The sequence below is a fragment of the Streptomyces sp. NPDC017890 genome (assembly GCF_044328675.1).
Taxonomy (GTDB): Bacteria; Actinomycetota; Actinomycetes; order Streptomycetales; family Streptomycetaceae; genus Streptomyces.
The window spans coordinates 54,865-76,732 of the sequence record NZ_JBIRHU010000013.1 but is presented as its reverse complement, the minus strand read 5'-3'; the positions used below and the strand labels follow the sequence as shown (position 1 = coordinate 76,732).

The 21,868-nt window shown below is 73.3% G+C and carries 20 protein-coding genes; 10 read left to right on the top strand and 10 right to left on the bottom strand.

Annotated features, from left to right (window positions below; genetic code table 11):
- Positions 1 to 104 precede the first annotated feature (104 nt).
- Positions 105 to 1,049 carry a glucosyl-3-phosphoglycerate synthase gene (locus ACH4F2_RS18650; protein ID WP_398133789.1) on the top strand — a complete coding sequence of 315 codons (945 nt, stop codon included), beginning with the start codon at positions 105 to 107 and terminating at the stop codon, positions 1,047 to 1,049.
- A 104-nt stretch (positions 1,050 to 1,153) separates the two neighbouring features.
- Positions 1,154 to 2,557: a trehalose-6-phosphate synthase gene (locus ACH4F2_RS18645; protein WP_398133788.1), complete on the top strand. Its 1,404-nt coding sequence runs from the start codon at positions 1,154 to 1,156 to the stop codon at positions 2,555 to 2,557.
- A gap of 269 nt (positions 2,558 to 2,826) precedes the next feature.
- On the opposite strand, the gene otsB is transcribed toward ACH4F2_RS18645, so the two are convergent.
- The 3 genes from otsB to ACH4F2_RS18630 all read right to left on the bottom strand — a co-directional run bounded on the left by otsB (position 2,827) and on the right by ACH4F2_RS18630 (position 5,437).
- The gene (otsB, locus tag ACH4F2_RS18640; protein ID WP_398133787.1) at positions 2,827 to 3,693 is read right to left on the bottom strand and encodes a trehalose-phosphatase; all 867 of its coding nucleotides are present in this window, start codon (positions 3,691 to 3,693) and stop codon (positions 2,827 to 2,829) included.
- 248 nt (positions 3,694 to 3,941) lie between these two features.
- Positions 3,942 to 4,166 carry a DUF3263 domain-containing protein gene (locus tag ACH4F2_RS18635; protein ID WP_398133786.1) on the bottom strand — a complete coding sequence of 75 codons (225 nt, stop codon included), beginning with the start codon at positions 4,164 to 4,166 and terminating at the stop codon, positions 3,942 to 3,944.
- 53 nt (positions 4,167 to 4,219) lie between these two features.
- Positions 4,220 to 5,437 carry an ABC transporter substrate-binding protein gene (locus ACH4F2_RS18630; protein WP_398133920.1) on the bottom strand — a complete coding sequence of 406 codons (1,218 nt, stop codon included), beginning with the start codon at positions 5,435 to 5,437 and terminating at the stop codon, positions 4,220 to 4,222.
- 191 nt (positions 5,438 to 5,628) lie between these two features.
- On the opposite strand from ACH4F2_RS18630, the gene ACH4F2_RS18625 reads away from it, so the two are divergent.
- The 3 genes from ACH4F2_RS18625 to ACH4F2_RS18615 all read left to right on the top strand — a co-directional run bounded on the left by ACH4F2_RS18625 (position 5,629) and on the right by ACH4F2_RS18615 (position 9,008).
- Positions 5,629 to 6,669 carry an ROK family protein gene (locus ACH4F2_RS18625; protein WP_398133785.1) on the top strand — a complete coding sequence of 347 codons (1,041 nt, stop codon included), beginning with the start codon at positions 5,629 to 5,631 and terminating at the stop codon, positions 6,667 to 6,669.
- Positions 6,669 to 7,814, top strand: coding sequence for an N-acetylglucosamine-6-phosphate deacetylase (gene nagA / locus ACH4F2_RS18620; protein WP_398133784.1), 1,146 nt, complete (start codon positions 6,669 to 6,671; stop codon positions 7,812 to 7,814). The genes ACH4F2_RS18625 and nagA overlap by 1 nt, the downstream gene beginning before the upstream one ends.
- A gap of 261 nt (positions 7,815 to 8,075) precedes the next feature.
- Entirely contained in the window at positions 8,076 to 9,008 is a 933-nt protein-coding gene (locus ACH4F2_RS18615) for a 1-phosphofructokinase family hexose kinase (protein ID WP_398133919.1), read from the top strand.
- A gap of 19 nt (positions 9,009 to 9,027) precedes the next feature.
- Here ACH4F2_RS18615 and ACH4F2_RS18610 read toward each other — a convergent pair whose 3' ends face one another.
- On the bottom strand, positions 9,028 to 10,011 hold the full coding sequence (locus tag ACH4F2_RS18610; RefSeq protein WP_398133783.1) for a carbohydrate-binding protein: 984 nt from the start codon (positions 10,009 to 10,011) through the stop codon (positions 9,028 to 9,030).
- A gap of 118 nt (positions 10,012 to 10,129) precedes the next feature.
- Positions 10,130 to 11,827: a diguanylate cyclase CdgB gene (cdgB, locus tag ACH4F2_RS18605; RefSeq protein ID WP_398133782.1), complete on the bottom strand. Its 1,698-nt coding sequence runs from the start codon at positions 11,825 to 11,827 to the stop codon at positions 10,130 to 10,132.
- Positions 11,828 to 12,152: 325 nt separating this feature from the next.
- Here cdgB and ACH4F2_RS18600 point away from each other — a divergent pair, with 325 nt between their 5' ends.
- Complete coding sequence (locus ACH4F2_RS18600) at positions 12,153 to 12,761, top strand: flavin reductase family protein (RefSeq protein ID WP_398133781.1); 609 nt, start codon at positions 12,153 to 12,155, stop codon at positions 12,759 to 12,761.
- A gap of 47 nt (positions 12,762 to 12,808) precedes the next feature.
- Positions 12,809 to 13,282, top strand: a complete 474-nt coding sequence (locus ACH4F2_RS18595) for a GNAT family N-acetyltransferase (RefSeq protein WP_398133780.1) — start codon at positions 12,809 to 12,811, stop codon at positions 13,280 to 13,282.
- A 26-nt stretch (positions 13,283 to 13,308) separates the two neighbouring features.
- Here ACH4F2_RS18595 and arfB read toward each other — a convergent pair whose 3' ends face one another.
- Positions 13,309 to 13,746, bottom strand: coding sequence for an alternative ribosome rescue aminoacyl-tRNA hydrolase ArfB (gene arfB, locus ACH4F2_RS18590; protein WP_398133779.1), 438 nt, complete (start codon positions 13,744 to 13,746; stop codon positions 13,309 to 13,311).
- Between the two features lie 156 nt (positions 13,747 to 13,902).
- On the opposite strand from arfB, the gene ACH4F2_RS18585 reads away from it, so the two are divergent.
- Positions 13,903 to 14,478 (top strand): TerD family protein, encoded by a 576-nt coding sequence (locus ACH4F2_RS18585; protein WP_398133778.1) that lies wholly within the window; start codon positions 13,903 to 13,905, stop codon positions 14,476 to 14,478.
- 108 nt (positions 14,479 to 14,586) lie between these two features.
- Here the strand turns inward: ACH4F2_RS18585 and ACH4F2_RS18580 are convergent, their stop codons facing one another.
- Positions 14,587 to 15,300, bottom strand: coding sequence for a response regulator (locus tag ACH4F2_RS18580; RefSeq protein ID WP_398133777.1), 714 nt, complete (start codon positions 15,298 to 15,300; stop codon positions 14,587 to 14,589).
- Positions 15,297 to 16,535: a sensor histidine kinase gene (locus tag ACH4F2_RS18575; protein ID WP_398133776.1), complete on the bottom strand. Its 1,239-nt coding sequence runs from the start codon at positions 16,533 to 16,535 to the stop codon at positions 15,297 to 15,299. The genes ACH4F2_RS18580 and ACH4F2_RS18575 overlap by 4 nt, the downstream gene beginning before the upstream one ends.
- Positions 16,536 to 16,804: 269 nt before the next feature.
- Here ACH4F2_RS18575 and ACH4F2_RS18570 point away from each other — a divergent pair, with 269 nt between their 5' ends.
- The gene (locus tag ACH4F2_RS18570; RefSeq protein ID WP_398133775.1) at positions 16,805 to 17,374 is read left to right on the top strand and encodes a heme-binding protein; all 570 of its coding nucleotides are present in this window, start codon (positions 16,805 to 16,807) and stop codon (positions 17,372 to 17,374) included.
- Between the two features lie 104 nt (positions 17,375 to 17,478).
- Complete coding sequence (locus tag ACH4F2_RS18565; protein WP_398133774.1) at positions 17,479 to 18,882, top strand: M1 family metallopeptidase; 1,404 nt, start codon at positions 17,479 to 17,481, stop codon at positions 18,880 to 18,882.
- Between the two features lie 21 nt (positions 18,883 to 18,903).
- Here ACH4F2_RS18565 and ACH4F2_RS18560 read toward each other — a convergent pair whose 3' ends face one another.
- Both ACH4F2_RS18560 and ACH4F2_RS18555 read right to left on the bottom strand, forming a co-directional pair.
- Complete coding sequence (locus ACH4F2_RS18560) at positions 18,904 to 19,884, bottom strand: GNAT family N-acetyltransferase (protein ID WP_398133773.1); 981 nt, start codon at positions 19,882 to 19,884, stop codon at positions 18,904 to 18,906.
- A gap of 107 nt (positions 19,885 to 19,991) precedes the next feature.
- A complete protein-coding gene (locus ACH4F2_RS18555) occupies positions 19,992 to 21,734 on the bottom strand; it encodes a protein kinase (RefSeq protein ID WP_398133772.1) in 1,743 nt (580 codons plus the stop codon).
- Between the last annotated feature and the right edge of the window lie 134 nt (positions 21,735 to 21,868).

The window sequence follows — 21,868 nt, the reverse complement described above, 5'->3', positions numbered from 1 at the left end:
TAGGCCTCCGCGTTGTTCAAGACTGTAACCGAAGGCCAGGGCGGTTGAGACAGTCGTCCGCACCGCGAGATGGATCACAACGGATCACGAAGGAGCCCCCGGACGTGCTGGAAGAAGTCGAGCGCTGGTTGAGCGCACGCTCCTGGTCCGTGGCGGACCGGCCGATCCAGCAGCTCCTCGCCGCCAAGCACGCCACCGGGCAGTCGGTCAGCGTGGTGCTGCCCGCCCTCGACGAGGAGGCGACGGTCGGCGACATCGTCACGGTGATCCGCCGCGACCTGATGGGGCGGGTCCCGCTCGTCGACGAGATCGTCGTCGTGGACTCCGGATCGAGCGACCGTACGTCGGCGGTGGCCGCGGCGGCGGGCGCGCGCGTCGTGCACCGTGACGCGATCCTCCCCCGCATCCCGGCCGTGCCCGGCAAGGGCGAGGTGCTGTGGCGCTCGCTGCTGGTCACCGGCGGTGACATCGTGTGCTTCGTCGACGCCGACCTGCGCGAGTTCTCCGCCGACTTCGTCTCCGGGATCGTGGGCCCGCTGCTGACTGACCCGGACGTGCACCTCGTCAAGGCCATGTACGACCGCCCGCTGGGCGCGGCGGCCGGGCAGGGCGGCCGGGTCACGGAGCTGATGGCCCGGCCGCTGCTCAACATGCACTGGCCGCAGCTGGCCGGTTTCGTCCAGCCGCTCGGCGGCGAGTACGCGGCCCGCCGCTCCCTCCTCGAGCAGCTTCCCTTCCCCGTCGGCTACGGGGTCGAGCTGGGCATGCTGGTCGACTCCCTGCACCTGGTGGGTCTGGACGCCCTCGCGCAGGTCGACGTCGGCGTGCGCCGGCACCGGCACCAGGACGGCCAGGCGCTGGGCCGCATGTCCGCCGCGATCTACCGCACCGCCCAGCTCCGGCTGGCCCGCGGCCACCTGGTCCGCCCGTCCCTCATCCAGTTCGAACGGGGCGCCGACGGCTTCGAGCCGCGTACGTACTCCGTGGACACCGAGGAGCGGCCCCCGATGACGGAGATCGCGGAGTACGCGGCCCGGCGGGTGGCCTGAACACCGGCCGGGCGGGGGCGTGGGCCGGTGCGGAGGCCGGTGTGGAAGCCGGTGTGGAAGGTGACCACGTTTGAGGGTTTCGGGACCGGGCTAGGTTGAGGCGTATGGCTTCAAGCTTCGGTGCTGCTCAGGTGCTGGTCGCCTCCAACAGGGGGCCGGTCTCGTACGAGGTGCGTCAGGACGGTTCGCTGCACGCCAAGCGCGGCGGTGGCGGACTGGTCTCCGGACTGTCGGCCATCGGGCCGGACGCGGGGGCGCTGTGGGTGTGCTCCGCGCTCGGCGACGGTGACCGCGAGGCGGTGCGGCGCGGGATCGGCGAGGACGGCGTGCGGATGCTGGACGTACCGGCCGACGTGCACGCGGACGCGTACAACGGGATCGCCAACAGCGTGCTGTGGTTCGTGCACCACATGCTCTACCAGACGCCCGTGGAGCCGGTCTTCGACGCGGAGTTCCGGCGGCAGTGGGCCTCCTACGAGGCCTACAACCGGGCGTTCGCCCAGGCGCTGGCCGAGGAGGCCGCCGAGGGCGCGGTCGCGATCGTGCAGGACTACCACCTGACGCTGGTGCCGGGGATGCTGCGCGAGCTGCGGCCGGATCTCAGGATCGGGCACTTCTCGCACACGCCGTGGGCGCCGGTCGACTACTTCCGGATGCTGCCGGACGACATCGCCGAGCAGGTGCTGCGCGGCATGCTCGGCGCCGACCGGCTCGGCTTCCTCACCCGGCGCTGGGCCGACGCGTTCACCGCGTGCTGCGAGGCGCTGGTGGGCGGGCTCGGCTCCACGGAGACCGGCGTGCACGGGCTCGGCGCGGACGCGGACTTCCTGCGGCAGCGCTCGCACGAGGCCGACGTGGACGAGCGGATGGCGGCGCTGCGGGCGGAGATCGGCGAGGGCCCGGACGGGAGCGCGCGGAAGACGATCGTGCGGGTGGACCGGACCGAGCTGTCGAAGAACATCGTGCGGGGGCTGCTGGCGTACCGGGAGCTGCTGGCGGGGCGGCCCGAGTGGCGGGAGCGGGTCGTGCACGTCGCGTTCGCGTATCCGTCGCGGCAGGACCTCGCCGTGTACCGGGAGTACACGGCCGAGGTACGGCGGGTGGCCGAGGCGATCAACGCCGAGTTCGGGACGGCCGGGTGGACGCCGGTCGTACTGCATGTGAAGGACGACTTCGCGCGGTCGCTGGCGGCCTACCGGCTGGCGGACGTGGCGCTGGTCAATCCCGTCCGGGACGGGATGAACCTCGTCGCGAAGGAGGTACCGGTCGTCTCCGACGAGGGGTGCGTGCTGGTGCTGTCCCGGGAGGCGGGGGCGTACGAGGAGCTGGGCGAGGACGCGGTGGTGGTGAATCCGTACGACGTGTCGGGGACGGCCGAGGCGCTGCACGAGGCGTTGTCGGTGGGGGCCGGGGAGCGGGCGGAGCGGTCGAAGCGGCTGGCGGCGGCGGGTACGGCGCTGCCTCCGGCGCGGTGGTTCCTGGAGCAGTTGGAGGCGCTGCGGTCTTGATGGCCGGGTGACCGGCGCGGGGGGCTGGGGCTGGGCTGGGCTCAGGGCGAGGCTGGGCTCAGGGCGAGGCTGGGGCTCGAATCGGGGCCAGGGCTGGGATCGAGGCCGGGGCTGGGCTGAGCCCAGGGCGAGGCAGAGCTGGGCTGGGCTGGGCTGGGCTCAGGCCGGGCTCGGGGGCGGGACTGGGATCGGGGCCGGGCTGAGGTGGGTCGCGGGGCCCGGTGCTGCCGGGTGCCGCCGCGCCCACCCTGCGGCGGGACCGCCCGCGGCTACGTGGCGTCCGCCAGGGCACGGACGAGTGCCACCACTCCCGCTGGGCCGTCGACCACCAGGTCGGCGCGTTCGCGGAGGTCGGGGACCTCGTCGCTGCCGCTGCAGACCAGGAGGCCAGGGGTGCCCTCGGTGCGGAGCCGGTCGACCGCCGCGAAGGCGGGGAGGTCACCCAGGTCGTCGCCGGCGTAGAGGACGGCACCCGCGTCGACCTCCCGGACGTACTCCCGCAGGGCGGCGCCCTTGTCCATGCCGGGCGGGCGCAGTTCCAGGACCATGCGGCCCGGTTCGACGATCAGGCCGTGGCGGGAGGCCAGGTCGGTGAGCGGGGCGCGCAGGGTGTCGAAGGCCGCCTGGGGGTCGGGGGCGCGGCGGGTGTGGACGGCGACCGCGTGGCCCTTCTCCTCGGTCCACGTGCCCTGCTCCGCCCCGGACCGCGCCAGCAGTCCCGGCAGCTCGGCGCGGACTGCGGCGACGCCGGGGTGCGGGTCGGGGGTGGTGAGGGTGCCGGTGGCGGCGTCCCAGCGTTCGGCGCCGTAGTGGCCGAGGACGACGAGGTGGTCCAGGCCGGGGACGTCGGCGAAGCCGCCGTGGCGGACCGCGACCTCGGCCGGGCGGCCGGTGATCACCGCGACGGAGGCGACCTGCGGGGCGAGGGCCGCGAGCGCCGGTACGGCGTCCGGGTGGGCGCGGGCCCGGTCGGGGTCGGCGACGATCGGGGCGAGCGTGCCGTCGAAGTCGAGCGCGACCACCGCGCGGCCGGGACGGGCGAGAAGGGCGTGGAGCCCTTCGCGTCCGGCCGCCGTCGCGGGCGTCGGCAGGTGGTCCGGGAAGTCGTCGCGGGTGGAGTCCTGGTGGCTGCCCATACCGCGAACCTATCCCGCCGGCGCGGGGCCCACGCATCGCTCGCACACCTCTGCCGCACACCGGCCGCACACCGCACCGGCCGAACGGGCACCGGACGGCCCGCGTCTCGCGGACGGCCCGCGTCTCGCGGACGGCCCGGCGAATGCGGGCCCCGCGATCGCGCCGCGGGTCACGCCCGCCCGGGGGACGCCGGAGGCTCCCGGGGGACTCCCCCGGGGGAGGCTGTCCCCGTCCGTGCCAGGCGGCGTCACCGCTCCGAGCGCCGCGACTCCCGTATCCGGCGCAGCCGGTTGACCGTCACCGGGTCGGCCGCCAGGGCGCGGGGGTCGTCCAGGAGGGCGTTGAGGAGCTGGTAGTAGCGGACGGGAGCCAGGCCCAGTTCCTCGCGGATGGCGCGTTCCTTCGCGCCGGGGCCGGGGAATCCGCGGCGCTCCAGCGCGAGGATGTTCCGCTCCCTCTGTCCCAGGTCCATGTACGGCACCGTAGCGCCCGCCGCCGACAGCGGCGCCCCCGCACTCCGCGCCGCTACTCCGCGCTGCCCGCCCGCATCGCCGTCGCCTGGATCTGGCCGAGCACCTCCTTGGTGCTGCCGCCGGGGGCGACCGCCTGGCCGATGCGCTTCTTGACGTCCGCGCTGACCGAGGCCCAGGAGCTCTTGCCGACCGGGTAGAGCTCGGAGAGCAGCAGCTCGTTCAGGAACGGCTGGAGGTCCTTGTCCTCCGCCGCGCTGCTCATCACCTGGGACGCGGAGGTGGTCACCGGCAGCAGGTCGTACTGGCGGGAGAAGGCGAGGACGTTCTCGTCGTTGTAGACGAAGTCGAGGAAGTCGCCGATCTCCTCCCGGTGGCCGTTCTCCTTGAAGGCGGTCATCCAGTCGGTGACACCGAGCGTGTTCCTGCTGGCGCCGTCGATGCCGGGGGTCGGCACCATGCCGTACTTCACGCCCTTGCCGGACGCCGTCTTCATCAGCGTGGGGTGCCCGTTGAGCATGCCGACGTCGCCGTTCGCGAAGGCGGCGAAGGCGTCGGCCCGGTTGAGTCTGCCGGGGGCGACCGGGCCGGTGAGGCCCTTGCCGACCAGTTCGTCCTTGAGCCAGGTGAAGGTGGTGACGTTCTGCGGCGAGTCGACGGAGTAGGTGCCGACGTCGTCGGTGTAGCCGCCCCCGCCGCTGAGCATCCACTGCATCGTCTCGGCCGGTGCCTCCTCGGGGCCCAGCGGCAGCGCGTACGGGTACTTCACGCCCTCCGCCTTGAGCTTCCCGGCGGCGTCGGCGAGGTCGTCCCAGGTCTTCGGCGGGGTGACGCCGGCCTTGTCGAAGAGGGTCTTGTTGTAGAAGAGCACGCGGGTGGAGGCCGCGAAGGGCAGGCCGTACTGCACGCCGTTGACCTGGCCGGCGCCGGCGAGCTGCGAGACGTAGTTGGCCTGGACCGGGATGGAGAGCAGGTCGTCGGCCCGGTAGAGCAGGTCCTTGTCCGCGTAGTCGGAGTAGGCGCCGATCTGCGCCATGTCGGGCGCCTTGCCGGCCTCGACCATCTCGCGGACCTTGCGGTCGACGTCGTTCCAGGAGTACACGGTGACGTCCACGTGCACGTCGGAGTGGGTGGCCTCGTAGGCCTTGGCCAGCTCGTCCCAGTAGGCCTGCGAGCTGTTGGCCTTGCTGTCGCCGTAGTCGGCGGCGACCAGCTTCAGGGTCACCTCGCCGGAGTCCCCGGTGAGTCCGCAGCCACCGAGGACCGCTGTCATGCCCAGTGCGGACACCACCGCGATCGTTCCTGTCCTACGCCGCTGCACCCTGATTCCCCAACCCTGCCGACGACTTGCCGTTCGCCGCTTTGCTTGTGCGTTCGCTTGTTCGCTTGTCCGTTTAACGGATTAAGGTCTACACCACGACAGTGGACTAGACCTCTCCCGGGTCGACGGGCCACACTGTCCCCGTGAGACATGTCATCGCCCTCGACGTGGGCGGCACCGGGATGAAGGCCGCCCTGGCCGGGCCTGGGGGCGAGCTGCTGCACCAGGCGCGCCGGGCCACCGGCCGCGACCGCGGGCCCGAGGCGGTCGTCGCGGGCATCCTGGACTTCGCCGCCGAACTGCGCGCCTACGGTGCCGACCGGTTCGGCGAGCCCGCCCGCGCCGCCGGGGTGGCCGTCCCCGGCATCATCGACGAGGAGAGCGGCACCGCCGTGTACGCGGCCAACCTCGGCTGGCGCGACGTACCGCTGCGGGCGCTGCTCGGCGAGCGGCTCGGCTCCGTCCCGGTCGCCCTCGGCCACGACGTGCGCACCGGCGGGCTCGCCGAGGGACGCATCGGGGCGGGACAGGGCGCCGACCGGTTCCTGTTCGTGCCGCTGGGCACCGGCATCGCGGGTGCCATCGGCATCGACGGCCGGGTGGAGTCGGGCGCCCACGGCTTCGCGGGCGAGATCGGCCACATCGTCGTACGTCCCGGCGGCACCCCGTGCCCGTGCGGGCAGCGCGGCTGCCTCGAGCGGTTCGCGTCCGCGTCGGCGGTCAGCCAGGCCTGGGCCGAAGCGTGCGGCGACCCGGACGCGGACGCCGCCGACTGCGCCAAGGCCGTCGCGTCGGGCGACACCCGGGCGCTCGCCGTGTGGCAGGACGCCGTGGACGCGCTCGCCGACGGGCTGGTCACCGCGCTCACTCTGCTGGACCCGCGCGTCCTGATCATCGGTGGCGGCCTCGCCGAGGCGGGGGAAACCTTGTTCACACCGCTGCGGGACGCGGTCCGGCGGCGCGTCACCTTCCAGAAGCTGCCAGAGATCGTCCCCGCTGCCCTGGGGGACACCGCCGGCTGCCTGGGTGCCGGGCTCATGGCCTGGGACCTGGTCGAGGCCGACCGGTTCGGCACCGGCCCGCTCGGCACCGGCCGGACCGGCACCGAACCGCTCGGCACCGAGCCCCACGGCACCACTTCTTCCGTTTCCACGACCGCGACTCCCCCGGAGGTAACCACCTGATGGCCCCAAGCAAGGTTCTCGCCGGTGCCCGGGTGGTACTGCCCACCGGGACCGTGGACGACGGCCGCGTCATCGTCGACGGCACGCGGATCGCCGACACGGCGCCCCCTCGGGCCGAAGTCCTCGACCTGTCGGGCCTCTGGGTGGTCCCCGGCTTCGTCGACATCCACAACCACGGCGGCGGCGGAGCCTCCTTCACCGGCGGCACCGCCGAGGACGTCCTCAAGGGCGTCGAGACCCACCGCCTGCACGGCACCACCACGGTGGTCGCCTCCGCCGTCACCGGTGACCTGGACTTCCTCGCCCGGCACGCCGGGCTGCTCGCCGAGCTGGCCCAGCAGGGCGACATCGCCGGCATCCACTTCGAGGGACCGTTCATCTCCCCGTGCCGCAAGGGCGCCCACGACGAGCAGCTGCTGCGCGATCCCGACCCGGCCGAGGTCCGCAAGCTCATCGACGCCGCGCGCGGCCACGCGAAGATGCTGACGCTGGCCACCGAGCTGCCGGGCGGCCTGGACTCCGTACGGCTGCTCGCGGAGCACGGCGTGATCGCGGCGGTCGGGCACACGGACGCGACGTACGAGCAGACGCTCCAGGCCATCGACGCGGGCGCCACGGTCGCCACGCACCTCTTCAACGCGATGCCGCCGCTCGGCCACCGCGCCCCCGGCCCGATCACGGCGCTGCTGGAGGACGAGCGGATCACCGTCGAGCTGATCAACGACGGCACCCATCTGCACCCGGCCGCGCTGCAGCTGGCCTTCCACCACGCGGGCGCCGCCCGGGTCGCCTTCATCACCGACGCGATGGACGCGGCCGGCTTCGGCGACGGCCGCTACCTGCTCGGCCCGATGGAGGTCGAGGTCGCCGACGGCGTGGCCCGGCTGGTGGAGGGCGGCTCGATCGCGGGCTCCACGCTCACCCTGGACCGCGCCTTCAAGCGGGCGGTGACGGTGGACGGGCTGGCCGTGGAGGACGTCGTCGCGGCGATCTCCGCCAACCCCGCCCGACTGCTCGGTCTGGGCGACCGGGTCGGCTCCCTGGAGCCCGGCAAGGACGCCGACCTGGTGGTCCTGGACGCCGCGTTCGACCTGGTGGGCGTCATGCGCCGGGGCGAATGGGTGGTCGATCCCCAGCTGGGCTGATCCGTCCCCCGGCCGGTCTCCGGACCGGCCCGGAGACCGGCCCGTCTCCGGCCTCGTTCCCGGACCGGCCCCAAACCGGCCTCGATCCGGCCCCGGGTCCGGCCGGCGGTAGCCGGACCGGGAGCTGGACCGGGGGCTGGACCGGGGGCTGGGCCGACCGCCGTCCTTTTGGCATGATCGTGTCCACGGAAGGCAGCCTGCCCGCGGAAGGCGGCCGCAGGCGATCGGGGGAGGTCGGCGCAGGTGACACGGGCGACACGGGTGGTCCTCACCGTCACACTGAACACCGCTCTCGACATCACCTACCGCGTCCCGCGTCTCAGGCCCCACGCCTCCCACCGGGTCACCGAGGTGACGGAGCGGCCCGGCGGCAAGGGGCTGAACGTGGCCCGGGTGCTGGCGGCCCTCGGGCACCCGGTGACGGTCACCGGCTTCGCGGGCGGCGTCACCGGTGACGTCGTGCGCGAAGGGCTCGCCGGCGTGCCCGGGATGTCCGACGCGCTCGTGCCGGTCGCGGGGGCGACCCGGCGCACCATCGCCGTCGTCGACGAGCTCACCGGCGACACCACCCAGCTCAACGAGCCGGGCCCGGCCGTCGCACCCGCCGAGTGGAACGCCTTCCAGGACGTCTACGAGGACCTGCTCACCGGCGCCTCGGCGGTCGCCCTGTGCGGCAGCCTGCCGCCGGGCGTCCCGGTGGGCGCCTACGCCGGGCTGGTGCGCGCGGCACGCGCCGCGGGCGTGCCGGTGCTGCTGGACACCAGCGGTGAGCCGCTGCGCCGGGGGGTCGCCGCCCGCCCGGACCTGATCAAGCCGAACGCCGACGAACTGGCCGAGCTGACCGGCTCGCACGAGCCGGTGCGGGCCACGCAGGCCGCCCGGCGCCGCGGTGCCCGCGCCGTGGTCGCTTCGCTGGGCGCCGCGGGGCTGCTCGCGGTCGCCCCGGAGGGCCGCTGGCGTGCGGCCCCGCCCGCCCGTGTCCGGGGCAATCCGGCCGGTGCGGGCGACTCGGCGGTCGCGGGGCTGCTCTCCGGTCTGGTCGAGAACCTGCCCTGGCCGGACCGCCTGGCCCGCGCGGTCGCCCTGTCCGCGGCGACGGTGGCGGCACCGGTGGCGGGCGAGTTCGACCGGGCGGCGTACGAGGAGCTGCTCGGACGCGGGGTCGCGGTGACGGCGGAGGCCGGCGCGGCGTGACGCCCCGGCCTGCGGCGCCCTACTCCTTGACCTGGCCCTTCTTCAGGGAGAACTCGTCCAGCAGCACGTTGCACTTGTCGCCGCCGGCGCAGGAGAGCGTGATGGTGTTGGTGCCCTTGTTCAGGGTGGGCCAGGCGTAGGTGGTGGTCCAGCCCTTGGCGAAGTCGCCGTCCTTGGCGCCGGTGAAGTTGCCCATGTTCAGCTTGCTGCCGAACTCCTTGCCGTTGACCGTCAGGGTCATCGACTGGTCCTCACCGGCCGCGCTGTACCCGGCGAAGAAGGTGTAGAGGCCGTCCTCGGGGATGCCGTCCACGGTCCAGGTGACCGAGGCACCGGGCTGGTTGAGATTGGCCACGTAGACGCCGCCGTCCGACCGGGCGCCCTCTATGTCCGACGCCGTCGCCACGCCGGGCGACAGCCGCAGCGCCTTCGCGTCGATCGCGGGCAGCTCCACCTCTTCCCCGGCACCGTCACTGGCCGACGGGCTCGGGTCGGTGGTCTCGGACCGGGTGGGGGCGGGGTCGCCGCCGGCCTCGTTGCCGCCCTTGTCGTCGTCCGAGCTGCTGCTGGTCATGGCCACGGCGATGCCGATGACGACCGCGGCGACCACCGCGACCGCGCCGATCAGCAGGCCCTTGGTGTTGGGGCCGCGGCGTCCGCCGCCCCCGCCGTGCCCCGACTGCTGCGGGGCGGTGGGAGCACCGCCGCCGGGGAAGGTCTCCGGCGCGGCGTAGTGCGCGTTCGGCCGGCCGTGGGCGCCCTGCGGCTGACCGTAGGCGCCCTGCTGCTGCGGTGCGGCCTGGCCGTAGGCGCCGGTCGGCGCGGCCTGGCCCTGCGGTGCCCCGTACTGCCGTGTGCCGACGGGACGCACCCGGTTGACGGAGTTCGGGTAGCCGTAGCCACCGGACGGCGGCTGGGCTCCGTTGGCCTGCCCGTCGGCGTAGAGGTAGCCGAAGGGGTCGTCGTCCTCGGGCGTGCTCGCGCCGTTGTTGCCGGGCGTCATCCCTAGGTCTCCTAACCAGATGCGGTGCGTGTGCGGTACGGGTGTGAGACAGCGAGCCTACCCGCTCCTACTGACCCGAAGGGGTGACTCGGACCGCACCAGGGCGCCGACCTGGTGATCATCCGGCTCGGCGATGCTGTTTGGGACGAGATCGTTTCTCGACGTACATCCGTTCGTCGGCGGACTTCAGTACCTCGTCCGCCGTCATGCCGCAGTGGGCCCACCCGATGCCGAAGCTGGCGCCCACGCGGACGGCCCGCCCCTCGGCCCGGATCGGCTGGATGATCTCGCCTCGCAGTCGTACGGCGAGGTCCTGGGCGTCGGCCCGGCCGAGCCCGTTGGCGAGGATGACGAACTCGTCACCTCCGAGCCGGGCCACCGTGTCGCCGTCGCGCACGCCGTCGCTGAGCCGGCGGGCGACCTCGATGAGGACGGCGTCGCCGGCGTTGTGCCCGAACCGGTCGTTGATCGACTTGAAGCCGTCCAGGTCGCAGAAGAGGACCGCGAGCCCCTTGGTGCCGTCGTCCCGGCCATCCTCGGGGGCGACGGCGTGCACATGGTGGTCGTAGGCGCCGTACGGATCGGCGGCCGCCGCCCCGAAGTCGAAAGTGTGGCCGCCGGAGTCGAAGACGGCGGCGTCTCCTCCGCCGGAGTCGAACACGGCGGCGTCTCCGTAGGCGGCGTCCATGGCGTCCACCACGCCCGCGTGGGACGACTGGGGGCGCCGGCACAGCCGGGCGGCGAGGCGGGAGCGCAGCTCGGCGGAGTTCGGCAGGCCGGTGAGGGAGTCGTGGGAGGCGCGGTGGGCGAGCTGGAGCTCGCGGCGCTTGCGCTCCTCTATGTCCTCGACGTGGGTGAGCAGGAAACGCGGCCCGTCGGCGGCGTCGGCGACGACGCTGTTGCGCAGGGAGACCCAGACGTAGGTGCCGTCGCGGCGGCCCAGGCGCAGCTCGGCCCGGCCGCCCTCGGCGGAGGTGCGCAGCAGGGTGCCGATGTCCTCGGGGTGGACGAGGTCGGAGAAGGCGTAGCGGCGCATCGCGGAGGCGGGGCGGCCGAGCAGGCGGCACAGGGCGTCGTTGGTGCGCAGGATGCGGCCGTGCTGGTCGCCGCCCATCTCGGCGATGGCCATGCCGGAGGGGGCGTACTCGAAGGCCTGGCGGAAGCTTTCCTCGCTGGCCCTGAGGGCCTGCTGGTCGCGTTCCAGGCGGACCAGGGCGCGCTGCATGTTGGAGCGGAGCCGGGCGTTGCTGATCGCGATGGCGGCCTGGAACGCGTACATCTGCAAAGCCTCGCGGCCCCAGGCGCCGGGGCGGCGGCCGTTGCGCGGCCGGTCCACGGACAGGACGCCGACCAGCTCGCCGCTGTTGCCGCCGCCCTGCGGGCCGGGCGCGTACATCGGGGCGAAGAGCCGGTCCGAGGGGTGCCACTCGTCCTCGAAGCGGGGCGCGGGTCCGTCGGTGTACCACTGGGGGACGTCGTCGTCGTCGAGGATCCAGCCCTCGGTGTGGGGTATGAAGATCAGGTCGCCCCACTGCTCGCCCATGCCCAGGCGGCGGTCCCAGGAGTCGCGGGAGCCGACGCGGCCGGTGATCAGCGCCTCGGCGGCCTGGTTGCCCGCGAAGGCCGCCACGACGAGGTCGCCGTCGGGGCGGACCAGGTTGACGCACGCCAGTTCGTACCCGAGGGCGTGGACGACGCCGTCGGCGACGGTCTGCAGGGTGTCGGCCAGACTGCGGGCCGTGTTCATGTCGGCCATGGCCTGGTGCAGCTGACGCAGGGACGCAAGACGGACGTAGGGCTCCGACTCGGTCTCCATGCTCGCCCTCCCCCCGAGACCTCGCAGTGAATCAAGGGTTCTCTTCGGCGCCTTTACTGATGGTGCCCTTGCAGGTTCCCCGCCACTGAATCACAGCGCGCTCCCCACTCGGTACACAGGGTCAACAATTACCGCTCCTTGTGACTCAAGTCACAGCGAAAGATGAACAATTGAGTGGTGTTTCTGCGTTTTCCCTGTGCGTTTACCGAACGCAAAGTTTGTAGGTATGCGCACGTCTCGTTCTGTGGTCCTAGGTCCCGGTTCGCGCCCCGGTTCGGTCCGGGGGCCGATGCGGGGCCGACGGCCCGGCGATTAGCGTGGCGGCGTGCCGAATTCTCCGTCTCTCACGTCCCCCGAGGCCTCCGCGTCCCCCGCCTTCCCGTTGCCGTCGCCCGCCCCCGGGCATGCTGAGGGGGTGAGCAACGAGGAGTTCCGCGCCGCCATGTCCCGGCTGGCCTCGGGCGTGGTCCTGGTGACCGCGCAGGAGCCGTCGCTCGACCCGGACGACCCGCGGGCGCCGAGCGGCGAGGACGTCGGGATGACGGCGACGGCGTTCATGTCGGTGTCCCTGGACCCGCCGCTGGTCCTGGTCAGCCTGCGCGAGGGCTCCCGCATGGACGACCTGCTCGACGAGCAGCCCCTGTGGGCGGTCTCCGTGCTGTCGGAGAACCAGCGGCACATCGCGGGCCGCTTCGCGATGAAGGGCCGCGTCAGCGACCGGCTCCTCTTCGCGGACATTCCCCACCGGCGGGGCGAGGCGTCCGGGGCACCTCTGGTGGGCGGCGCGCTGGCGGCCCTGGAGTGCCGTACCGAGCAGCGGGTGCCGGCCGGGGACCACACCCTGGTGATCGGCCGCGTGCTGACCGCCGCGCTGCCGAGCGCGGACGGGGGGCCGCTGGCGTACTTCCGGGGGCGGTACCGGCAGCTGGGCTGAGCGGTAATTCGCTCGTCCCGCGCAAGGCGCCCGCCTAGGGTGCGCGCATGACTACCGGCACCGCGCTCCGCCTCGAAGAGATCACCCCCGCGAACATCGAGGCCGCCCTCGCCATACGCGTGCGCCCCGAGCAGGAGTTCGCCGTCTCCCCGGTGGTGAAGTCCCTCGCCGAGGCCTACCTCCACCCCCACAAGGCCTGGCCCCGTCTGATCGTCGACGGCGACCGTCCCGTCGGCTTCCTCATGGGCTTCTTCGACATCGACTGGTACGACGACGGCAGCGCGCTGCGCTCCGGCCTGTGGCGCCTGAACATCGCCGCCGACGAGCAGGGACGGGGCTACGGCCGCTTCGCCGTGGAGTCGGTGGCCGCCGAGATCCGCCGCCGCGGCGGCACCGAGTTCTTCGTCACCTGGCACCCCGGTGCGGACGGCCCCGAGGACTTCTACCTGGGCCTCGGCTTCCGTCCGAACGGGGAGAAGGCCGAGGAGGAGACGGTCGGCGTGCTGGACCTGGACCGTTAGCGGCACCCGCACGGCCGGTGCGGTGGTCAGTCCCAGCTCTTCGGGGAGCGTCCCCGCTTGGTCTGCGAGCGCTGCTTCTTCTCCCGCAGCCGGCGTTCGTTGATGCCGCGCGGGATGCGGGTCGGTCTGCGGGGCCTGGGCGGGGGCGCGGTGGCCTCGGCGAGGAGGGCGGCGAGGCGTACGGCGGCACTCTCGCGGTTGCGCCACTGCGAGCGGTGCTCGGAGGCGCGGACGGTGACGATCCCGTCGGTCAGGCGCCCGGCCAGCCGCTCCAGCGCCCGCCGCTTCCACACCTCGGGCAGGGACTCGGTCCTCGCCAGGTCGAAGCGGAGCTCCACCGCCGTGTCCGTGGTGTTGACGTGCTGCCCGCCGGGCCCCGAGGAGCGCGAGAAACGCCAGACGAGCTCGGCCTCGGGCAGGGAGACGGAGCCGCGGATGACATGGGGACCGGACATGCCGTCCATGTTCCCGTCCCCGGACGGCCCACGTCACCCCAATATCCTGACCCGGGCCTCGGTAAAGAAAGTAAAGAGAGCAGGAACCTTGCGTACCCCTCTCGTCGTTCATGGGGTAGCTGTAGCTTTCTTGCCGTAAGTAAACGAAGGAAGGGACTCCCAACAATGGCTGTAAGCCTGTCCAAGGGTGGCAACGTCTCGCTCACCAAGGAGGCTCCGGGCCTGACCGAAGTCACCGTGGGCCTCGGCTGGGACGTCCGTACCACCACCGGCACCGACTTCGACCTCGACGCGTCCGCGATCGCGGTCAACACGCAGGGCAAGGTCTACTCCGACGCCCACTTCGTCTTCTTCAACAACAAGCAGACGCCGGACAACACGATCGTCCACACCGGTGACAACCGCACCGGCGAGGGCGCCGGCGACGACGAGGCGATCAACGTCAACCTGGCCGGCCTCCCGGCCGACATCGAGAAGATCGTCTTCCCGGTCTCGATCTACGACGCCGAGAACCGCTCGCAGAACTTCGGCCAGGTGCGCAACGCCTACATCCGCATCCTCAACAAGGCCGGCGGCGCCGAGATCGCCCGCTACGACCTGTCCGAGGACGCGGCCACCGAGACCGCGATGGTCTTCGGCGAGCTGTACCGCAACGGCGCCGAGTGGAAGTTCCGCGCCGTCGGCCAGGGCTACGCCTCGGGCCTGGTGGGCATCGCCCAGGACTTCGGCGTGAACGTCTGACGTTCACCCGCTCGTTCGTTCCGTACGAAGGCCCCCCGGTCGTGCGCCGGGGGGCCTTCGGCGTCCCGGGAGCGGGCGTCACGGCAAGGGCGTCACGGCAGCGGGGCGTCACGGCAGCAGGCGCCGCTCCTTGGCGACTGCGACCGCGCCCGCGCGGGTGTCGACGCCCAGCTTGTCGTAGATACGGCGCAGGTGGGTCTTGACCGTGGCCTCGCTGATGAACAGGGCCCGGGCGATCTCCCGGTTGCCGAGGCCGGTGGCGAGCTGGGCGAGGATGTCGCGTTCGCGGTCGGTGAGGGAGGGGCGTGGGCTTCGCATGTTGGCCATGACCCGGCTGGCGACCGGCCCGGACAGTGCCGTGCGGCCCTGGGCGGCGGCGTGGATGGCGGCGAAGAGCTCCTCGGGGCGTTCGGCCTTCAGCAGGTAGCCGGTCGCGCCGGCCTCGATGGCGCGGGTGATGTCGGCGTCGGTGTCGTACGTGGTCAGGACCAGGACGTGCGGGGCCGCCGCCCCGGTCCCCCCGGTTCCCCCGGGCCCCCTGATCCCCCCGGTCTCCGCCGTCTCCGCGGTGGCCGTGAGGCGGCGGGTGGTCTCCACGCCGTCGATGCCGTCGCCGAGCTGAAGGTCCATCAGCACCACGTCCGGTGCCAGCCGCGCGGCGAGGGCGAGCGCCTCCTCGCCGGTTCCCGCCTCCCCGGCCACCTCGATGCCGGGGGCGCTGTCGAGCAGGGCGAGCAGCCCGGCCCGTACGACGACGTGGTCGTCGCAGACCAGGATGCGCACGGGGGCCGGGGCGGGGCCGGGGCCGGCCGGGTCGGTCATCGGGGTCTCTCCAGCTGGTCGGCGGGGGCGGGGCGGGGCGGTTCCAGGGGGACGGCGGCGGACAGGACGGTGCCCTCGCCGGGCGCGGACTCGACGGTCAGGGTGCCACCGAGCTGACGCAGCCGGGCGCGCATGGCGGGCAGCCCGTGTCCGCGCGCACCGGCGGGGGCGCCGGGCAGTCCGGCCGGGTCGAAGCCGTGCCCGTCGTCGGTGACGTCCAGGACGACCTGGTCGTCGAGGAGCGTGAGGGTGAGCGCGACGGCGGACGCGTCGGCGTGTTCCCGGACGTTGGCCAGGGCGCCCTGGGCGATGCGCAGCAGGGCCGACTGGACGCGGTCGGGCAGCGGCGGGACGCAGGCGCCGTCGTCGACGTGGACGCGCACATCGAGGGGGTCGCCGGACTCCCGCGCGGCCAGGGCGCGCAGCGCCGCCTCGAGGCCGCCTCCGCGAGCCAGGTCGGCGGGGGCGAGGTCGTGGACGAAGCGGCGGGCCTCGGTGAGGTTGTGCTCGGCGACGGATGCGGCGCCCCGGACGTGGGTGCGGGCCTTGTCCGGGTCGGACTCCCAGACCCGCTCGGCCGCCTGGAGCAGCATCCGCTGACTGGACAGGCCCTGGGCGAGACTGTCGTGGATCTCCATCGACAGCCGCTGGCGTTCGGCGAGGGTGCCCTCGCGGCGCTCCGAGGCGGCGAGTTCGCGGCGGGTGCGGATCAGGTCGTCGATCAGGGCTCGCTGCCGGGCCGCCTGCCGTTCGGTGTGCCAGAACACGGACGCCGCGATCGCGGCGACGGCGGGCGGCGCGAGCAGCAGGTTCGGGTCGAGGCCGGACAGCCGGTACTGCGCGGCGACGACGAGCACCGTCAGCAGGGTGACCAGCACGAGCGCCGCCCTGGCGGGCAGGGTGCGCAGACCGGTGTAGAAGAGGGGCACCGCGCACCACGAGAAGCTGGGCGCGAGGACGACCAGCACCATCCACACCACGACCACCAGCCCCAGCCAGACCAGGCGCCGCCGGGCCGGCCGCGCCCCGGGGCCGCTCGGGACGGGCCCGAGCAGGACGGGCCCGAGCAGGTGCAGCAGGGCGAGGGCGAGGGACAGGGCGAGGATCCACGGGGTGCGGGGTTCGCCGGGGTGCCGCAGCAGGAAGCGGGCCAGAGCACCACCGAGCAGGAGGAAGAACGCCGCGTGCATGACGGCGCCGAGCCACCGGGGGTCCGGGTCGTACGGCTTCGGCATCCCGCGCACCTTCCTTTCACCTGCCCGCTCCACCCTGCTGTCTCTGTTTCGCGCCGCCTGCTCCACAACGTGCCGTGGGAGACCTTGAGCTGGGCGGACACTCCCATGGTGGCCCTTCCGGACGCCCGGCGGGTCAGCCGATCGGACGACCCCGCCGTCATCCGTTCCGTCGCCCACGAGCAGCCGGAACGGCGACCGTGCGCACCGGGTGCGGGGCGGAGGGTGGAGAGCGGACGGAATCCCGTCCCCATCCCGAGGAGCAGACCACCATGAAGAAGACCTTCTCCCGGCGCGCCCGTATCGCCACCGGCGGGGCCGTCCTCGCCGCCGTCGCGGCCGGCACGTTCGGCACGGTGGCGGCGAACGCCTCCGCACCGGACGCCGCCCCGGGCTCCGCGGTGGCCGCCGCCCCCGCCGCCGCGGCGGGCAAGCGCGACACCACCACTTCCACGCATCTGACGATCGACGCCGCGAACGAGGCGGCGCGGGCCGCGCTGAAGGCCGCCGAGAAGGAGGGCCAGCGGATCACGGTCGCGGTCGTCGACCGCAACGGCAACACGATCCTCACCATGCGCGGTGACGGCGCCGGCCCGCAGTCGTACGAGTCGGCCGTGAAGAAGGCGTTCACCTCGGTCGCCTGGAACGCCTCGACCACCGAGCTGGAGGGCCGCCTGGAGAACGCCCCGAACCTGAAGGACATCCCGGGCACGTTGTTCCTGGGCGGTGGTGTCCCGATCACCGCCGGCAAGGCGCCGATCGCCGGCATCGGCGTGGCGGGGGCCCCGTCCGGCACGCTGGACGAGAAGTTCGCGCAGGCGGGTGCGGAGGCACTCGGCTGAGGCCCCGCGCCTGCCCCGGCAGGCGCGACAGCCGGCCTCGACAGCCGGCCTCGACAGGCGATCCCAACGGGCGTTTCACGTGAAACGCCTCATAGGATCGCGACGTGCGCACCCCCCGTCTGCTCGTAGCCGCCGCCACCGTCACCGTCCTCGCGGCGTGCAGCGGTGGCGGGGCGGTCGACGGCACCCCCGGCGGCTCGGGCGTGCGTGACCCGTACTTCCCGAAGGCGGGCAACGGCGGCTACGACGTCGGCCACTACGACCTGGCCCTGGACTACGGCCCCGACACCGGGCACCTCACCGGAACCGCGACGATCACCGCCCGCGCCACCCGGGAGCTGTCCGCCTTCAACCTCGACCTCAAGGGCCTGGACGTCGAGAAGGTCACCGTCGAGGGCCGCAACGCGCGCTTCAACCGGGCCGGCCAGGAGCTGACCGTCCGCCCGGCGGACGAACTGGACGACGGGGAGACGGTCCGCGTGAGCGTCCGCTACTCCGGCGACCCGGTGACGGTGACCGACCCCGACGGGTCCGAGGAGGGCTGGCTGCCCACCACCGACGGCGCGGTCGCGCTGGGTGAGCCGACCGGGTCGATGGCCTGGTTCCCCGGCAACCACCACCCCTCCGACAAGGCCACGTACCACCTCGCGATGACCGTGCCGGAAGGCCTCGGAGTCGTCTCCAACGGCGAGTTGACGGACGAGGACACCCGCGACGGCCGTACGACCTTCACCTGGCACACCGCCGAGCCGATGTCGAGTCACGTCGTCACGGTCGCCGTCGGTGACTGGGAGACCGACCGCTCCACCACCGGCGACGGCCTGGCGGTGTACACGGCCGTCGACCCGGAGCAGGCCGACGCGAGCCGGAAGGTCCTGGGGAGGATCCCCGAGGTCGTGGAGTGGGCCGAGGAGAACTTCGGCCCGTACCCGTTCTCCTCCACCGGCGCGATCGTCGACCGCGTCGAGGACGCCGGCTACGCCCTGGAGACCCAGAACCGCCCCTACTTCCCCGGCGCCCCCGACACCGTCCTGCTCGTCCACGAACTCGCCCACCAGTGGTACGGGAACTCCGTCAGCCCGAAGACCTGGCGGGACATGTGGCTCAACGAGGGCTTCGCCACCTACGCCGAGTGGCTGTGGGAGGAGGACGAGGGCGGCGACACCGCGCAGGAGACCTTCGACGCCCTCTACGACGGGACCTACTACCCCGACGAGGATGCGGACGACTCGATCTGGGCGTTCCCGCCCGCGGACCCGCCCGACGCGGAGCGCATCTCCGCGAGCCCCGTCTACCAGCGCGGCGCGATGGTCCTGCACAAGATCCGCCAGGCGGTCGGCGACGAGGCCTTCGGTGCGCTCCTCGAGGGCTGGGCCACCACCCACCGTCACGGCAACGCGGACACCGGGGACTTCACGGCGTACGTGGAGAAGTCGGCGCCGGACGAGGACTTCACGGAGATCTGGGAGGACTGGCTGTACGGGGACGGCCGGCCGGAGAGCCCGTGAGCCACCGCCCCGGCCACAGCCCTACGCCTCGGGGGCCTCGAACGCGTCGAGCAGCCGGGCCAGGTCCGGCGGCCAGAGGGGCTCGGCGGCCTCGGCGAGTTCCTCGCGGGTCCACCAGCGCCAGGTGAGGATGCCGTCCTCGGCGTGGGCGGCGGCCAGGTGGGGGCCGGTCGGTTCGCGGCGCGGGCCGTGGGCGACGTAGATGTGCTCGTGCTGGCGGACGGGGCCGATGCTCAAGTGGGTGAAGTCGTGTTCCCAGGTGCACAGCAGCGGGCCGGGCTCCAGGTCGGTCCAGCCGGTCTCCTCGCGCACCTCGCGCAGGGCACCCTCGCGGGGGCTCTCGTCCGCTTCCAGGCCGCCGCCGGGCATCGCCCAGTGCACGCCGACCTCGACGTTGTCGTAGCGGAAGAGGAAGACGGCGCCCCCGGGGTCGAGCACGGCGACGCGGGCGGCGCGGCGCGGGGTGCGCGGCGGCTCGCCCGCCGGTACGCCCAGCGGTTTGCGCAGCACCGTGCACGGGCGGCCCCCGCTCAGGTCCGGGCGGTGGTCGACGGCCGCGTAGCCGAGGGCGGCCCAGAAGGCGAGTCCGTCGGTGTTGGCGTCGAGGACGGCGAGCCGTACGGCGGTGCGGCCCTCGGCCCGGAAGCGGTCCTCGACGAGGGACGCGAGCCGTCTGCCGTACCCCTGCCGCCGCAGCCCCGCGTCCACCATCAGCAGCCCGATCCACGGGTCCGGGTCGGCCGGGTCCGGATGCCGGACGAGCGTGACCGCGACCCCGACCGGCCGGCCCGCGTCCCGGGCGAGCAGCACCTCGGCGCCCGGCCGCGCCAACTCGTCGGCCAGCGCGGCCGCCACCTGCTCCGGACGGATGTCGTCCGGGTCCGGGAAGTCGCCGCCGAGCGCGTGGAAGGCGCGGTTCGAGGCGTAGAGAGCGGTGACTTCGGTGAGGAGGGGGCCCGGGATGTCGCGGTCGGCGGTGAGCGGGAGGGGGGTGAGAATCACGGGGGCAACCTATCCGGTCCACGCGTCCGTGAGGCGTGTCCGCGGGGCGCTCCGGGCCGGACGGGCGCAGGCCGGGCCGACGGGCGCCCGCGCCTCCCTCGCGCCGCTCAGGCGGCCTGGGCGGCGCGGGCCCGCTGGCGCGAGGTCAGCCGGGAGACCAGGACCAGCGCCAGCACGGTGCTCACGATGCCGACAACGTTGGCGCCCTGGGAGTTGAGGATGCTCTCCCTGGCGTCCACGACCCGTTCGTCCTCGCTCCAGACCTGGAACGAGTCGATCATGAACATCACGAAGTGGGCGAGCCAGAACCACCACCAGGTGTGCACCAGCCACCGCCCGGCGCCCTTCGGACGGCCGGTCGTCGCCGTCCAGATGTCGTTGGCGATCTGCTTGGGCAGGTAGAAGTTGACGACGGGAATGAACCAGGCGCCCGCCGCCAGACCGGGGCCGTAGCGGATCCGGCCCGGCGCGAGCGCGTCGGCGTTCAGCCACATGTGGCGGAACCAGCACACCCACATGGCCGCCGCCCCCATGATCGCCAGTCCGCTGAGGCCGGAGAGCAGTTCGGACCCGAGGACCCAGTCGTCGAAGTTCGCGATGGCGCGCGGGGACTCGTCGCTGTCGAGATCGCCGAGTTGGACGCGCACCTGCCCGAGGACGGCACCGCGGGCCAGCAGCAGGAAGGCGTACACGCCGAGCAGGGCGTTCAGGGCCAGGGCCAGCCCCCGGAGCGGGCGCAAGGGCCGTCGGGCGTACGGGGAGGGGGTGGCGGCCGGCCCGGGGACGGGCGTGGCGTACGCCGGAGACCGCTGGGGGCCCGGCTGGGCGCCGAACGGCGTGGGGACCGGCCCCGGAGGTGTCGACGGGCCGTAGGCGGTGGGCGGCGGGCCGAAGCCCGCGACGGGCGCCCCGACCGGCACACGCTTCTCCGGGTCCTCGCTGTCCAGGAGTTGCACGGCGTGCCGGCCCAGCTCCGCCAGCACCTCGCCGGGCAGCCACGCGCCGCCCCGTGTGCCGTCCGCGCCTTCCATGTCCTCGATCGACGTGAGCAGCTCGTCCGGGGTGGGGCGCTTGTCGGGGTCCTTGACCAGGCAGGACGCGACCAGCCCCTGCCAGGGATCGGGTACGCCGGAGAGGTCCGCCTCCTCGGTCGCGATGCGGAAGAGCAGCGAGTGCATCCCGCCCTCGTCGGTACCGAAGGGCATCCGGCCCGTCGCGGCGTAGGCCAGCACCGCGCCGAGGCAGAAGATGTCGCTGGCGTACGACACCTTCTCCCCGCGCACCTGCTCGGGGGACATGAACCCCGGGGAGCCCACGACGGCCCCCGTGCGGGTGAACCCGTCCGCGGACTGCGTGGACACGTCCAGCGCGCGAGCGATGCCGAAGTCGATGACGCGGGGTCCGTCGATGGTCACCAGGATGTTGGAGGGCTTGAGGTCGCGGTGCACGAGACCGGCGCCGTGGATGGTCTGCAGCGCCCGCAACAGGCCCACCGCCAGCACCCGCAGGGAGGCGGGGGGCAGCGGCCCGTACTGCTGGTCGACGACCTCGGCGAGCGAGGGCCCGGCGACATATCCGGTGGCGACCCAGGGAGTGGGCGCCTGGGTGTCGGCATCCAGCACGGGCGCGGTCCACTCGCCGCCGACGCGCTGCGCCGCCTTCACCTCCTGCGCGAAGCGCCGCCGGAAGTCGGGTTGGCGGGCCAGCTCCTCGCGGACGGTCTTGACGGCCACCGTCCGGCCCCGGTCGGACCTCGCCAGGTACACCCGGCCCATACCGCCCTCACCGAGCCTGCCGAGCAGTCGGTAGGTACCGATCCATTCGGGATCGCCCGGCTCCAACCCGTTCATTCGTGCTCCCTCGTTCCTGGCGACACCGTGCGCATGAGGATAGAGACACGAGGTATCCCTGACAGAACCCGGTGCGGCACGGGCAGTTGATTCGACCACCGTCATGACTCACGAGCGGCGGGCGCGGCCGGTTC

What these genes read in the sequence shown, in the direction of transcription:
- ACH4F2_RS18630 (WP_398133920.1), bottom strand. Translation starts at nt 5,437, where the DNA reads ATGACAGCGGTCCTCGGTGGCTGCGGACTCACCGGGGACTCCGGCGAG.
- ACH4F2_RS18645 (WP_398133788.1), top strand. Translation starts at nt 1,154, where the DNA reads ATGGCTTCAAGCTTCGGTGCTGCTCAGGTGCTGGTCGCCTCCAACAGG.
- ACH4F2_RS18585 (WP_398133778.1), top strand. Translation starts at nt 13,903, where the DNA reads ATGGCTGTAAGCCTGTCCAAGGGTGGCAACGTCTCGCTCACCAAGGAG.
- ACH4F2_RS18580 (WP_398133777.1), bottom strand. Translation starts at nt 15,300, where the DNA reads ATGACCGACCCGGCCGGCCCCGGCCCCGCCCCGGCCCCCGTGCGCATC.
- arfB (WP_398133779.1), bottom strand. Translation starts at nt 13,746, where the DNA reads ATGGACGGCATGTCCGGTCCCCATGTCATCCGCGGCTCCGTCTCCCTG.
- otsB (WP_398133787.1), bottom strand. Translation starts at nt 3,693, where the DNA reads ATGGGCAGCCACCAGGACTCCACCCGCGACGACTTCCCGGACCACCTG.
- ACH4F2_RS18570 (WP_398133775.1), top strand. Translation starts at nt 16,805, where the DNA reads ATGAAGAAGACCTTCTCCCGGCGCGCCCGTATCGCCACCGGCGGGGCC.
- cdgB (WP_398133782.1), bottom strand. Translation starts at nt 11,827, where the DNA reads ATGGAGACCGAGTCGGAGCCCTACGTCCGTCTTGCGTCCCTGCGTCAG.
- ACH4F2_RS18575 (WP_398133776.1), bottom strand. Translation starts at nt 16,535, where the DNA reads ATGCCGAAGCCGTACGACCCGGACCCCCGGTGGCTCGGCGCCGTCATG.
- nagA (WP_398133784.1), top strand. Translation starts at nt 6,669, where the DNA reads ATGGCCCCAAGCAAGGTTCTCGCCGGTGCCCGGGTGGTACTGCCCACC.
- ACH4F2_RS18610 (WP_398133783.1), bottom strand. Translation starts at nt 10,011, where the DNA reads ATGACGCCCGGCAACAACGGCGCGAGCACGCCCGAGGACGACGACCCC.
- ACH4F2_RS18595 (WP_398133780.1), top strand. Translation starts at nt 12,809, where the DNA reads ATGACTACCGGCACCGCGCTCCGCCTCGAAGAGATCACCCCCGCGAAC.
- ACH4F2_RS18555 (WP_398133772.1), bottom strand. Translation starts at nt 21,734, where the DNA reads ATGAACGGGTTGGAGCCGGGCGATCCCGAATGGATCGGTACCTACCGA.
- ACH4F2_RS18635 (WP_398133786.1), bottom strand. Translation starts at nt 4,166, where the DNA reads ATGGACCTGGGACAGAGGGAGCGGAACATCCTCGCGCTGGAGCGCCGC.